The following is a 14,810-nucleotide window of genomic DNA, read 5'->3' on the forward strand; positions in this document are numbered from 1 at the left end:
TTTTCTGTTACCTCTGGCTTCTCTAGCACATTTGGCTCTTCTGTTACCTTTGGTTCTTCCGGTTTTTCTAACTCTTTCAAGTCTTCTGTTGTTTCTTCTTTATTTTCTTCTTCCACTGGTTTTACCCAGATCTCCGGCTTTTCTGTTACCTCTGGTTTCTCTAACACATTCGGCTCTTCCGTTACCTTTGGCTCTTCCGGTTTTTCTAAGTCTTCTAGTTCTTCTGTTGTTTCTTCTTTATTTTCTTCTTCCTCTGGTTTCACCCAGATCTCCGGCTTTTCTGTTACCTCTGGTTTCTCTAACACATTCGGCTCTTCCGTTACCTTTGGCTCTTCCGGTTTTTCTAAGTCTTCTAGTTCTTCTGTTGTTTCTTCTTTATTTTCTTCTTCCTCTGGTTTCACCCAGATCTCCGGCTTTTCTGTTACCTCTGGCTTCTCTAGCACATTTGGCTCTTCTGTTACCTTTGGTTCTTCCGGTTTTTCTAACTCTTTCAAGTCTTCTGTTGTTTCTTCTTTATTTTCTTCTTCCACTGGTTTTACCCAGATCTCCGGCTTTTCTTTTACCTCTGGTTTCTCTAACACATTCGGCTCTTCCGTTACCTTTGGCTCTTCCGGTTTTTCTAAGTCTTCTAGTTCTTCTGTTGTTTCTTCTTCAACTTCTTCTTCCTCTGGTTTTACCCAGATTTCCGGTCTTTCTGTTACCTCTGGCTTCTCTAGCACATTTGGCTCTTCTGTCACCTTTGGCTCTTCCGGTTTTTCTAACTCTTTCAGATCTTCTGTTGTTTCTTCTTTATTTTGCTCTTCTACTTCTATTGCTTCCTGTATCTTTATATTTGTAATATCATATCCGTTCACTTTCGACTGATATCCTGATACTGGTTGTTCTTTCACTTCATACTTATAAGCTTTTCCCTCATTATCAAATGCTCGTAACTTTCCAAACTCATAGTTCCAGCCATTGGCAGCAGTAACTTCTTTCGTTGCAATAACTTTACCATCTTGCAGTAAGTCCACTTTAATTGTTTCCGGGCGATCATTCACTTTGTCGCCTTCCCACTTTTTCGTTCCTATAACAGATGTAGTTTTTAACTTATTTGGGATCATAAGTTTTATTCCGTTTACATCATCCTTCTTAATTGTGAAAGGAATTTTTGCTTTCGGATCAAACTCTACGTACTTCGGGGCATTAATTTCTTGCACATAGTAATTACCAGGAGTAAGATTTGAGGCTTCCACTATTCCTTCTTTATTTGTTGTATAAGAATCACCAATTTTCTGTCCTGACTCTGTATACAATTCAAAAGAAACACCTGGGATAACTTTCCCTTCGTTTCCTTCAATATGCTTAACAATTTGCAGCGTTCCTTTTGCAGGTAAATCGCCTTCAGCTTCGCCGCCAAATGATATATTTTCAACCTTTGCGCTATTAGATTCAGAAGTAGGCTTTTCATTTAAAATTTGATAATCAAGTTTATAGTCATTTTGTAGAAACTTTAACTTCTTCCCACTTTCAGTTATCGTAGATTTGTAAGCAACGGTAAATGAAGTAGCATTCCCCATATGTTTATAAATGACAACTTCAAACGAGTTATCACCCGTAAAATTTATATATCCATAGCCTCGCTGTTGAAATTGCTTAAGAGACAAATATTCTTTATTATTAATAGTTACAGTAAAACTATCTTTTTTAAGTAATTGCCCCTCTTGTAAAGTATCTTTCAAAACGATGTTGTTGTGTAAATATTGTTTCTTTAAATTAAAATTTAAAAACCAACGTACTTCATCACTGTTGTTTGGTTGAATATCACCAACTTTATAGAAAAAGATTCCCGGTTCGTTACCTTCACTTTTCGGATGAGTAATGCTAACCGATTGTTTTTCTAAATCTGTCCCTAAGTTTGTTTGTATATCTTTCGTTTTTCCTGCTTCTACATTCATAGCTTGGACAGTGAAATTGAAACTCCCGCGAATATTTTCGCGTTCCTCTACCGTCTCATTAAATGTACAAACTACACTATTTGCATTAATCTGGCACGTACCGAAAACACGTCCTGACTCATCCTTTAATGTAATCGTACCACTAAATCCTATTAATTCTGGCGGTAGCGCTAACGTTAATGTATCCCCTGCCTTCATCTCTTTGCCGGGTTTTTCGCTAAAGTTTACATGTATGCTAGTCTTTTCCCCATAAGTTAATTTTGTTTTTTCGATTGTAAAACTATCGACTATTCCCGATGTTCTTAATTCTTGAGCATGTCCTATAATAGGTGTGAAAACCTGTCCTATTATAACGGTGAAAATAAAACAAATTACAGAAATTCTCTTTAAATATGTACTCATAACGCCTCCAATATTAATCATTAAATTTTTAATCGTGAGATCGATTCCACTCAAAATACCCCTTAAAAATAAGGGGGATACGAATTAAAGATTATTTGTAGCATCAAACCATCGTTAGTGATACGACATAAAATAGCAAACAATACAATTCATTAACTATATTATTCATTTCTACTTTTTTTGGGCAGCCAACAATAAATACTATTCCTAATAAAAATACATTACAAGACTGTTTATTTACATATTAATTTGTTATTATATTCATAATACCAAAATATACTTAATGACCATTTCAGTCATATGGTCATCTGATGGTTGGCTATCTTTATCTTTCAGCGATGATTCTTCTCTCATAACTTTATTCTACTCTTACTGAAATTATTATCTCAAAATCTATAAAATCCACATGAATAAATCAAAAAAACCTTATCTAAAGCGACATATATACATTCGTAAGCAAAATAAAACGCTACGAAAAATATTTTTATATAATAATAAGAGAACGTTTAAATAAAAGATACATACTACTTTTTTAATCATTTAAAAAATAAAGCTATCTTTTCTTATTAAAAAAGATAGCTTTATCTGTATAGACAACCGTTCTACCGCTTACTTTTTCGCGCCTTTCAACGACTCTCTCAGCACAAATTTTTGTAATTTCCCACTTGCATTACGAGGAAGTTCATTCACAAATAAATAATGACGTGGACGTTTATAATCTGCTAATTCATCACTTTCTTTACAATACGTTTCTAAATCAGCCTCTGTAATTGTTTCATCTTTCTTCACAACAACTGCCACAACACGTTCTCCCCATAATTCATCCGGCTCACCAAGCACCGCAACATCTAATATACCAGGATGACTATGGAGAAAATCTTCAATTTCACGTGGATAAATATTAACGCCGCCACTAATCACCATATCATCCACGCGATCTGCGACGAATAAATAGCCGTCTTTATCGAAGTAACCTAAATCACCAGAGTGATACCACCCTTTATACATCGATTTTACATTTGCCTCTTCTCGGTTATGATAACCAGCCATCATAGTTGGACCGCGCAAAATAATCTCTCCTACTTCATAAGGAGGCAATACATCATCTGGTTCTGCCGGTGCATCTTCGTTTGGTTTTACAATTCGAATTTCATGACTAAAGCATGGCGTGCCTGCTGAACCTGCTTTCGTAATTTGATCTTCTTCTACGAGAAACGCAACAACTGGTCCCATTTCTGTCATTCCGTATATTTGAACAAGATCAATATAAAGACGTTCTTTACATTCCTTCACTAATGCTGGCGCCATTGCAGCCCCGCCGTATATACCGATCTTCATTGACGTTAAATCATACTGCGTTAAATCTTTTTGCAACAGCATATTCCACATCGTCGGTGCTGCAAAGAATGTCGTAATCTTCTCTTCTTGAATTGTATGTAATACTGTTTCCGTATCAAAATGATGTAAAATAACATTCTTTCCGCCAACTTGAATACGCGGGATAATTCCAGCATTCAGCTCACCGCAATGATATAAAGGTGCAACGACAAGTCCGACACTATCTCGATTATATTTTAGGAAATACGTACAAATCATACTATGCTCAGCCATTTCACGATGGCGATGTAATACACCTTTCGGATGACCAGTCGTACCGCTCGTATACAGCATCGAACAATAATCCATTTCATTAATTTCGATATCTATTTTCTTAGAAGATGCTGCGTTCACTTTTTCATGGTAAGAACTTGCATAAGAAGGTGTATCGTCTTCTACATACCAAAAAGACGAATTCGGAAAATCTCGTTCAATGATAGCGACAGTTGGCTCAACTGCTTTTTCAAAAACAACGACTTTCGAGGATGCATCCTGAAGAATATAAGATACTTCTTTTGCTTTTAAGCGGAAATTAATTGGGTTAAAGATCGCTCCAATTTTTGCACAGGCTAAGTAAACGTTTACAAATTCACGGCAATTATATAAGTAAACAGATACCGTATCGCCCTTTCTTACCCCTTCTTCTAATAGAGCATGCGCCGTTTTATTTATTTGCTCATTCCACTGTTTATACGTCCAGCGAATATTTTTTTCTGGTTCCACTAACGCCTCTTTATTCGGATACTTACCAACAGATAAATCAAATATTCTCCCTATCGTCATGTACATGCCAACAATTTCCCCCTTTTCTCTTTCATAAATCTATCATTTCGTCCATAAGTAGACATTGTCCTTTAATGATTTGACTAATTTTTCTGATTATTATCGACATAGTTTTACAAACAGTTCCGCTTTTGGGGGTAAGTGAAATTATATCGGCGATTTTCCGGATATATCGGCGCAACTTGAATTATATCGGCGATTTTCAAAATATATCGGCGCAACTTGAATTATATCGGCGATTTTCCAGATATATCGACTTACCGACAAAAACTGACAAGATAAAAAAGAAGCCGTCCCGACTCGGAACAGCTCCTTTCTTCTTATGCAAATAGCTCTTCTAAAATTTTCAGTTTATCTTCTGTATATTTTACGAAGCCATCGTTATATGATTTTGGATCTTTCGGATTCGCAAAGTGCGTAATTGCACCTGTCTTCGGATGAACAAATTTACTTGATGCCCCGCAGCCAAGTCCGATAATTGATTGTACTTCTTCCATAATGACAATGTTGTAAATACTTTCTTGCGTCGGCATTGCATAACCAACGTTCTCTAAGTTACCTAAAATATTCTTTTGACGGTATAGGTAATATGGTACGTAATTATGCTTTTGCGTCCACTCTTCTGCTTCGTGCATCATCGCTGTAATTTCTTCGCGACCTGCTACTTTATATTTACGTTTGTTTTGCGTCATTTCAGAAGCACGTTTAAATGATAACGTATGAACTGTTAATGATTCTGGCATTAACTTTTCTGTTTCATCTAGCGTATGCTTGAAAATATCTAACCCTTCACCAGGAAGACCAATAATTAAATCCATATTAATATTATTCATTCCCATTTCACGAGCTAAATGATACTTCTCAATTGTTTCTTCTACAGTATGGTGACGTCCAATTGCTTTTAATGTTTCTTGATGGTATGACTGCGGATTAATACTAATACGGTCAATGTTCCATTTATTTAACACTTCTAGCTTCGCTGGCGTAATTGTATCTGGGCGACCTGCCTCAACTGTTACTTCACGCACATTTTTCACATCTGGGAACGCTTCATACATTTCTTCATACAGCATATCCATCTCTTCTGCTGTAATACTTGTCGGTGTACCGCCGCCGTAATAAATCGTCGTAACTTTTACACCTTTTTCTTTTAAAAACTTACCAATTTCACGAACTTCATAATGTAAACCACCTAAGAATGAATCAACAGAGCCTTGACGTCCGTTAATTGCATACGCCGGGAATGTACAATATGCACATTTTGTTGGGCAGAATGGAATACCGATATAAATACTTACTTCCTCTTTCAAACGATATAAATCCGGAACTACCGCTAATTGGCAATCAACGATACGTTGAAGAAGTTCAATTTTCTCTTCATGAATTAAATAACTTTCACGAAGTTCTTGGTGTGCTTCTTCTTTTGACATACCGTTTTGAAGCATTTTATGAAGAAGTTTCGTTGGACGAACTCCAGTTAAAATACCCCAGCTTTGTTCAATACCAGTTAACTGCTGAAGAACAGAAAGATATACATAAGAAACAACGTGCTTCACTTGCTTCATACGCTCTTTTTCATCTGTAAAAGCAGATAAATCTTTTGCGAATGTTTCTTCATACACATTTCCAGTCGCAACATCTGTTAAACGAGCTGATGCTTTCACATTCTCTTCAATGTGTATATCAACGATAAGATTTGCTTCCTCTTGTTCAAATCCAATCGTACTATCTTCAAAAAATAAGCCGCCAATATTTTGTAGCGGACGTAAAAAACGATCATCTTGTAACGTTTTAATTGAAATTAACAACATTATCACCTTTTCATTTGCAAACTCTCTTTAGTTTACTTGAAGGGCGTTTGCAGGTCAATACAGAAGGTTTTACCTTATTTTCATATCCTATTTAAAACAAACTGAATATTGATTTTTCATGAACTTTCCCTAGTTGTATAGACATTAGAATATACTCTTGTTACAATCTAGAACGTATTAGTACTTGCTACTAATTTAAATACATATAAAGGAGGACTCTTAACACGCACGAAAGACTATCACGTGTTAAAACAACTATGAAAAAAAAGTTTTACAACATTTTAGCATTATCTTTGGCAGTACAAACATTTGTAGCGCCTACCCATTCATTCGCAGAAAGTATAGAAAAAACTGCGGAATTGTCTATGGATGAACAAGCTTTAAAAAGCATTGAAGAACATGCAAAACAGCATAGACATGACGAAGAAAACGACCTTGAAATCTCGGGTGAATATCTTCTCCACTTATCAACAAAACTTCCACTATACAATTCAAATGACTTAAAAACGAAAACAAATATTGAAATTGCTGAACCAGTAGTAAAAGCAACGAAGAAAAAAGGGAATGCATATTACATACAAACTACGTTTGGTGCTGGCTGGGTTAATAAGGAAAGTAATAGTTTAGAAGTACAAGAGATTCATAAACTCTCGAATCAAAAACTAATCGTAACAGAAGAAGCATCAGTATATTCCTTCCCTTTCCAATCGTTTAAAGAAGAAACGAAATTACAGCCACAAACAGTAACTCCTACTGAACAAGCTGGGAATTGGTTTAACATTCAAATGAACGGAACTGAGAAATGGATTTATGCTCCTTCAGCTACATTCGACGGTACGAAAGCATCATTATTTGAAAAAACAGGTGCTATCGAAAAGAGAAGCGCAACTTTCTTCAAAACACCATCTAATTTACCTACAAATAACGTTTATGGTGTTACTTTTAAAGAAATGATTGTTCCAAAAGGAAATGAAAATATTCGCCCTGGCTACGCAATGGAACCGAAATACATTACAATTCATGAAACTGCTAATACAAGTAAAGGTGCGAACGCTTTAAATCATGCGAAGTACTTAGATAATCAAGCTCGCGGAAATACTGATCGTTCAGCGTCTTGGCATTTTACAGTAGATGACAAAGAAATTTATCAACATCTTCCGCTAAATGAAGTTGGGTGGCATGCTGGAGATAAAACTGGAAACTATGAATCTATCGGAATTGAAATTGCTGTGAATAGTGATGGAAATTATACAAAAGCGGTAGAAAATGCGCGCAAGTTAGCTGCTTTCTTAATGAATGAATTAAACATATCTCTAGATCACGTTCAAAAGCATCAATTTTGGAGCGGAAAAAACTGCCCTGCATTTATGATTCAGCGCGGACAATGGGATGCTTTCTTAAAGGGCACGAACGCTTACTATAACGAACATCGTAAAGATGTTATGCCGCCGCCAGAAGTCCCTCATGAAAAAGACGACATTTCAGGTGGTTGGTATGAGCAAGACATTCGTCAATTAGCTGCTAGAAAAATCATGTTCGGTGACGGCAATGGTTCTTACTGGCCAAACCGCCTCGTGACACGAGCTGAGTTTGCAAATTTAATGTCGAGAGCTTTAAAATTACCTGCTGGAAACGCTAAATTTACAGACTTAAACGAAGCACACCCATCTTTAATAGATGGAATTAACCGCGCCGCTAGCGCAGGGATCATTAATGGTCGTGGGAATAATAAATTTGATCCCAATGCTACAATAACACGTGATGAAGCTGTTATTATGATTGACCGTGCATTAGAATATAACTGGATTTATAGAAAAGAAGTGAAATTACCATTCACTGACCAACACTTAGCATACGATAAAAAAGCATTACAAAATGTTTATGCATACGGAATTGTAAAAGGTAACGAACGAAATGAATTCGTACCAAAAGGCACAGCAACACGCGCTGAAGCAGCCGCATTTTTAAATCGAATGCTTAAAGTTATTGAAGCTTAAATAAAAAACAAAAGGCATAAGAGATAATATTTCTCTTATGCCTTTTATAAAACATATTAGTTATTTTTAATCATAAATCTTAAGCGTATCCCTAATAAAACAAGAGCAAAGCCAATGAATGGAAGATAATTCATATCATGTCCTGTGGCTGGAAGCTGTTGAGCATGAGAGGTACCTTGTCCTTTTTCTTTATCTGGGTTTTCCATTCCTTCACCCGGTTTTTCTGTCTCTCCGCCTGGCTTCTCTGTTTCTTTACCTGGTTTTTCTGTTTCTTCACCTGGTTTCTCTGTCTCTCCGCCTGGCTTCTCTGTTTCTTTACCTGGTTTTTCTGTTTCTTCGCCTGGTTTTTCTGTTTCTTCACCTGGTTTTTCTGTTTCTTCACCTGGTTTTTCTGTTTCTTCACCTGGCTTTTCTGTTTCTTCACCTGGCTTTTCTGTTTCTTCACCTGGCTTTTCTGTTTCTTCATCCGGCTTTTCTGTTTCTTCACCCGGCTTTTCTGTTTCTTCACCTGGCTTTTCTGTTTCTTCACCTGGTTTTTCTGTTTCTTCACCTGGTTTTTCTGTTTCTTCACCTGGCTTTTCTGTTTCTTCGCCTGGCTTTTCTGTTTCTTCGCCTGGCTTTTCTGTTTCTTCACCTGGCTTTTCTGTTTCTTCGCCTGGCTTTTCTGTTTCTTCGCCTGGATTCTCTGGACCTTTGCTTGTTTCTTTTTTATTTGTAATTTGAAGTTTTACAACTTCAAATTTTTGATTAGAAATCGTAAATTCGATTTCCTTATCAGATAACTCATAACTTTCTGGTGCTTGAACTTCCTTTAAAATATAATCTCCTGGATCCAGTTCTTTCGAAGTTGCTTTACCATTTGCATCTGATGTTAATGTGTCGATTTTTGTTCCGTCTTTCCAAATTTCAAACACTGCACCTGCTAATGTTTTATTTGTATCATTAGCATCTACCTTTGTAATTTCTAATTGCCCTTTAATTTCTTCTTTCACTTTTTCATTCAACACTTCTTGTTTTACTACTTCGTTTGCTACTACGTTTACTTCTACTGTTACTTCTAATGTCTTATAACCTTCTGGTGCTTTCGTTTCTTCTAACGTATACTTTCCTGGCACTAAGTTTTCGAATTTCACAACACCGTCTTTATTCGTTGTCTTCGTTTCTCCAACTACTTGACCAGCTTCATTTTTTAGCTTAAATTCTGCACCCTCTAGAACTTTTCCACTCTCTGCATCCTTTTTGATTACTTGTAAGCTTCCTAGTTCTTTTGCATTTTCTACTTGTACTTGTACTACTTTGTTTGCTTCCACAAAGACTTCAATTTCTTCTTTCAGCAATTTATACCCTTGTGGTGCTTTCGTTTCTTTTAATGTGTACTTTCCTGGTTCTAATTTCTGAGAGATTACTTTACCTGTTTTGTCTGTTCGTAATGTCTCTACTTTTTTACCATCTTTATACACTTCGAATTCTGCATCTGATAATACTTTCGCTTTATCTTCTGCATCTACTTTTACGATTTCGAATTGACCAAGACTCTTACTATTCGTTACTTTTACATCAACAATTTTTTCACCGTCAACTGTTACATGAATTACTTGTTTAGTTAACTCATAACCTTCTGGCGCTTTTGTTTCTTCTAACGTATATTCACCCGGCACAAGTCCGTCTACTTTAACAGTTCCAGACTTATCTGTTGTAATTCCTTCTTTTACAACATTGCCTTTCACATCTTTCAATGTAAATTCTGCGCCCGCTAAACGTTTCGTTTGATCTTTATCATCCGTTTTAATAATTTGTAGGGAACCTAATATTTTTTCGTTTTCTACCTCTAATTTTACGATTTCGTTCTCATTTTGAATTGTTACTTTCCATTCTTTATTCGAAAGCTTATAACCCTCTGGTGCTTTCGTTTCTTTCACTGTGTATTCACCTAATGGTAATTTTGGTGACAGCACTTTTCCACTCTCATCTGTTTTCAGTTCTACTACCTTTTTACCATCTTTATACACTGCAAATTCTGCACCTGATAACAATTTCGTTTTATCATTTGCATCTACTTTCACAATTTCAAATTGACCTGTTACTTTTTCATTCGTAACTTCTTGTTTTACTACTTCATTCGCTACTACGTTTACTTCGACTGTTACTTCGACTGCTTTGTAGCCTTCTGGCGCTTTCGTTTCTTCTAACGTATATTTTCCTGGCACTAAGTTTTCGAATTTCACAACACCGTCTTTATTCGTTGTTTTTGCTTCTCCAACTACTTGACCACTTTCGTTCTTTAGTCTAAATTCTGCGCCTTCTAGAACTTTTCCACTCTCTGCATCCTTTTTGATTACTTGTAAGCTTCCTAGTTCTTTCGCATTTTCTACTTGTACTTGTACTACTTTGTTTGCTTCCACAACGACTTCAATTTCTTCTTTCAGCAATTTATACCCTTGTGGTGCTTTCGTTTCTTTTAATGTGTACTTTCCTGGCTCTAATTTCTGAGAGATTACTTTACCTGTTTTATCTGTTCGTAACGTCTCTACTTTTTTACCATCTTTGTACACTTCAAATTCTGCGTCTGATAATACTTTCGCTTTATCTTCTGCATCCACTTTTACGATTTCAAATTGACCTGTTACTTTTTCGGGGATCTTTTTATTCACCACATCTACAGTTACTACTTTATTAGCCTCTACATCAACAGAAACTGAACTAGATGATAATTCATATCCTTTCGGTGCTTCAATTTCTTTTAATGTATATGTTCCAACTGGAAGTTGTTTTGATAAAGCTTCACCTTTATCATCTGTAATAATTGTTTCGACAACGTTCCCATCTTTATCTATAACATCAAATTTTGCACCTGGCAGAAGTTGACCAGATTCACTATCTTTTTTCAATAATTTAAATTGACCATTTTCTACTTTTTTCGTATTCTTCATAACAAATTCAATTATGTTTGTATTATCAATTGTTACTTTTACTGGTGTATCAACTTTTATATATCCTTCTGGTGCACTAATTTCTTTTACAAAATAATCACCAAATGGTAAATCTTTAACTTCCGCGATACCCTTTTCGTTTGTTGTAACCGTATCTACAACATTATTCTCTTTATCTATAACATCAAATTTTGCGTCTTTTAAAACAATGTTTTCATCGTTTTCATCAACTTTTTTAATTTGTAAATTTCCTTTTTCAGCTGCTGGCTTTTTCCACTTTGACCAGTTAAATTTAAAGTTATGAACCTCAAATCCATCTCTTTGGTGTAATCCACCAACATAGGCTTGTCCATTAATAGAGCCACCCTTTGTATCTACAACTGCATTAGGAGCAAATACACTTCCTACTACACCATATCCTTTAGTTGTTATCTTTGTAGCATTAGGAAATACCCAAATTACCTTACTAGCTAACTCAGTAAAAGATGAATTAGGGTCGTATGCTTGAGATGTATTAATTAAATCCGTCGCCATCCCAGTATTTCTTGTATCATACAAAATTGCACCGCCACCAAAACTCACTTCTTCTGCATCTGAATAAATAACAATAAAGTCTTTATTCTCTACATTCGGAAGAAAAACGTCTTTTACATCAAATGCTTTCTTTCCCGTTTGGCCTGAAGAGACATAAATATTAGGGTTGTTTACATCTTCACCGATTCCAAAGCTCATATTAGGTTTTGGCTTATCAGTCTGTAGTTTACTTGCATCCCCAATTACACCATCAACGTCTTTTCTAAATTCTTTAAACTTAGCATCAATCTCCGCTTGCTCTTTATATGAGATACGGTCATATGATGATTTCATTGCACCTTCTGGATCACCATCTTTTGTCATTGCCACTGTTCCATCTTGAATAATTACTTGTCCTGTTCCCGCTTTCGTAAATTGACCGCCTAGTAATAATGATGGGTATCCTTCATCTACCCATGTCGCTCCAGCTAAGTTATGTGCTCCCGTTGCAGCCGCTAAGACTGTATAACTTGATGCATTCATATTTTTTTGAATAGCCATCGCACCCTCAATATCCGCACTCGTTGCACTATGATCTCCAAAAATGATTGCATTGTAATAAGATACATCACCTAAACCTTTTAATTCTGTTGTAGCTGCCTCTGCTTTATATGGTAAATGGATTAAAAAATTCATACATACTAGTAACACGACTATAAAACTACTACTTAATTTTTTGATTTTTTGATTAAATGATTTCCTCAAAAAATTCATTCCCCCTTTTATAATTCCTAAATTTATGAAAAGAAGTACTTTTCATATGTACCAATCCTTACTGACATTAACTTAAAATAATCCATTTAAATAAACCAAAGAAACTCTACAACTAATTAATATAATTACTACAATTCATTTTTGAGATAATACGTGAATGAAACTATCATGCGGGAGTATTTTTTTGCATACGGAGCTCAACAAAATTAATCTGGAGAATATTTCATATGGTGTAACTATTTTGGCAACATCATTCACTTTACAACAGTTTTCTAAAGGATTCAAGTGAATTGTATAGATTCCAGACACAATTCACCTTTATAGAACGCTTTCATTTTCAAAATAAAGTGAAACTTTAATCAGTGGGGGTTCTGTTCATCCCCCACCTAACTTCTTTGCTTCCGCTGAATTTTGAGGTGGGGGTCTTACTGTCCGTTAAAGCGGGATAAAACTAATAAAAAAACGTAGCCAAAAGCTACGTTTTTCCTTTATCGTTTCGGTGTATTTTTATGATTTTTCAAAAACGGAAGCGGGAATTGCTTGCGGAAATGTTCTTTAATCATATATTCTACGCCGTTCTCACTATTTGAACGTGTAATCCAGTCGGCCGCTTGTTTTACCTCTACAGGCGCGTTCCCCATCGCTACCCCGAGACCCACATTTTCAATAACCTCTAAATCTTCCATGCTATCTCCAATGGCAACCATTTCGTTTAACGAAATATTTAAATGCTCTCCAAGCAATTGTAATCCACGTAATTTTGATACATTTTGTGGCAAAATTTCTATTCGTTTTGAATCACATTCAATATACTCTATATCTTGAAACGCTTTTCTTAATGTATTCAGTCCTCTTTCTTTTTCACCTTTCGTTTGGAAAAGAACATCAATTTTTGGCGCCGCGACTGGATGATCACGAAGCGCATCACCTAACGAATCTACAAATTGAACTGGATAAAATAACGGATCCGCACTCGATAGCACAGTACGCGCAATTAAGTTTGGTGTATTTCTCTCACGATTTCCGATTGAAAACCGTTCATGAGAAATGCGGACGTTACAGTCAAAATGCTCCAATACTTGCACAATGTTAAATGTCTTCTCTTCCGATAATCTTCTTTGAACGTACGGCTTATCTAAAGTTGCTGAAACGAAAGCACCGCCATGTGTCACTAATATAGAATCTAATTTTAACGCCTTTGCTACTTTATGAGCGGACTGAAAATTCCGGCTCGTAAATAATGTAACGTATACGTCTTTTCTTTTTACAAATTCAATTGTTTCACGTAATCCTTTTGCAATTTTTCCGTTGTTGTATAGTAGTGTCCCATCTATGTTAAGAGCTAGTAAGCGATAAATCATGTCGCACTCCCCCTCTTCGCTGTTGTACTCTATCCATAATTTATGAAATAAATGTAGCAAATAGAACGAGTTAGAATTACTACTGAAAATTTGGTTTACTATATACATATACACTTAGTAAAGGAGATAGTACAATGCAAGCACCACCTTCCTTTTATGAAGGCGATACGTTAGAAGTCGCAAAAAAATTACTCGGACAGAAACTTGTTCATATTGTAGATGGAATAAAGCGAAGTGGAATCATTGTTGAAGTAGAAGCATACAAAGGTCCGGGTGATAAGGCCGCACATAGTTACGGCGGCAGACGGACGGATCGTACGGAAGTCATGTTTGGTGCGCCAGGACATGCTTACGTATATTTAATTTACGGTATGTACCATTGTTTTAACGTCATTACAGCACCAGTAGGCACCCCGCAAGGTGTTCTCATTCGAGCCCTTGAGCCGGTAGATGGAATAGAAGAAATAAAACTAGCGCGCTACAACAAAACAGACATTACAAAAGCACAGTATAAAAACTTAACGAACGGACCTGGAAAATTATGTCGTGCCCTTGGAATCACTTTGGAAGAACGAGGCGTATCATTACAAAGTGACACATTGCATATTGAACTCGTCCCAGAAGAAGAACACCTATCATCACAATATAAAATAACAGCAGGACCTCGTATTAATATCGACTATGCAGAAGAAGCTGTACATTATCCGTGGCGTTTTTATTATGAGGGGCATCCGTTTGTTTCAAAGAAATAAAGTGAAACTTTAATCAGTGGGGAGTGCCTTCATCCCCCACTGATTATTAGTTGAACCAATCGGACTTTTATGGGCAGTTGATCCCCCGCCTAACTTCTTTGCTTTCGCTGAATTTGGAAGTGGGGATCTTACTGCCCATTAAAGCGGGATAAACGATATCAACGATTTTTCGA

At 36.1% G+C, this 14,810-nt stretch carries 7 protein-coding genes; 2 read left to right on the forward strand and 5 right to left on the reverse strand.

Annotated features, from left to right (window positions below):
- The 3 genes from PQF83_RS19910 to PQF83_RS19920 form a co-directional block, all read right to left on the reverse strand.
- The coding region (locus tag PQF83_RS19910) for a Cna B-type domain-containing protein (protein ID WP_272792311.1) at nucleotides 1-2,339 on the reverse strand (2,339 nt) is incomplete at its 3' end.
- A gap of 609 nt (nucleotides 2,340-2,948) precedes the next feature.
- Nucleotides 2,949-4,505: a fatty acid--CoA ligase gene (locus tag PQF83_RS19915; protein WP_000282005.1), complete on the reverse strand. Its 1,557-nt coding sequence runs from the start codon at nucleotides 4,503-4,505 to the stop codon at nucleotides 2,949-2,951.
- A gap of 314 nt (nucleotides 4,506-4,819) precedes the next feature.
- On the reverse strand, nucleotides 4,820-6,310 hold the full coding sequence (locus PQF83_RS19920; RefSeq protein ID WP_001998823.1) for a coproporphyrinogen III oxidase: 1,491 nt from the start codon (nucleotides 6,308-6,310) through the stop codon (nucleotides 4,820-4,822).
- A 257-nt stretch (nucleotides 6,311-6,567) separates the two neighbouring features.
- On the opposite strand from PQF83_RS19920, the gene PQF83_RS19925 reads away from it, so the two are divergent.
- The gene (locus PQF83_RS19925; protein WP_000726521.1) at nucleotides 6,568-8,307 is read left to right on the forward strand and encodes an S-layer homology domain-containing protein; all 1,740 of its coding nucleotides are present in this window, start codon (nucleotides 6,568-6,570) and stop codon (nucleotides 8,305-8,307) included.
- A 56-nt stretch (nucleotides 8,308-8,363) separates the two neighbouring features.
- Here the strand turns inward: PQF83_RS19925 and PQF83_RS19930 are convergent, their stop codons facing one another.
- Nucleotides 8,364-12,515 carry a SpaA isopeptide-forming pilin-related protein gene (locus PQF83_RS19930; RefSeq protein WP_272792312.1) on the reverse strand — a complete coding sequence of 1,384 codons (4,152 nt, stop codon included), beginning with the start codon at nucleotides 12,513-12,515 and terminating at the stop codon, nucleotides 8,364-8,366.
- A 497-nt stretch (nucleotides 12,516-13,012) separates the two neighbouring features.
- Complete coding sequence (locus PQF83_RS19935; RefSeq protein WP_000640425.1) at nucleotides 13,013-13,885, reverse strand: Cof-type HAD-IIB family hydrolase; 873 nt, start codon at nucleotides 13,883-13,885, stop codon at nucleotides 13,013-13,015.
- A gap of 134 nt (nucleotides 13,886-14,019) precedes the next feature.
- On the opposite strand from PQF83_RS19935, the gene PQF83_RS19940 reads away from it, so the two are divergent.
- Nucleotides 14,020-14,637 carry a DNA-3-methyladenine glycosylase gene (locus PQF83_RS19940; RefSeq protein WP_001148803.1) on the forward strand — a complete coding sequence of 206 codons (618 nt, stop codon included), beginning with the start codon at nucleotides 14,020-14,022 and terminating at the stop codon, nucleotides 14,635-14,637.
- The last annotated feature ends 173 nt before the right edge of the window (nucleotides 14,638-14,810 follow it).

Origin of the sequence: Bacillus sp. FF-1 (assembly GCF_028548245.1) — a bacterium.
GTDB lineage: Bacteria > Bacillota > Bacilli > Bacillales > Bacillaceae_G > Bacillus_A > Bacillus_A paranthracis.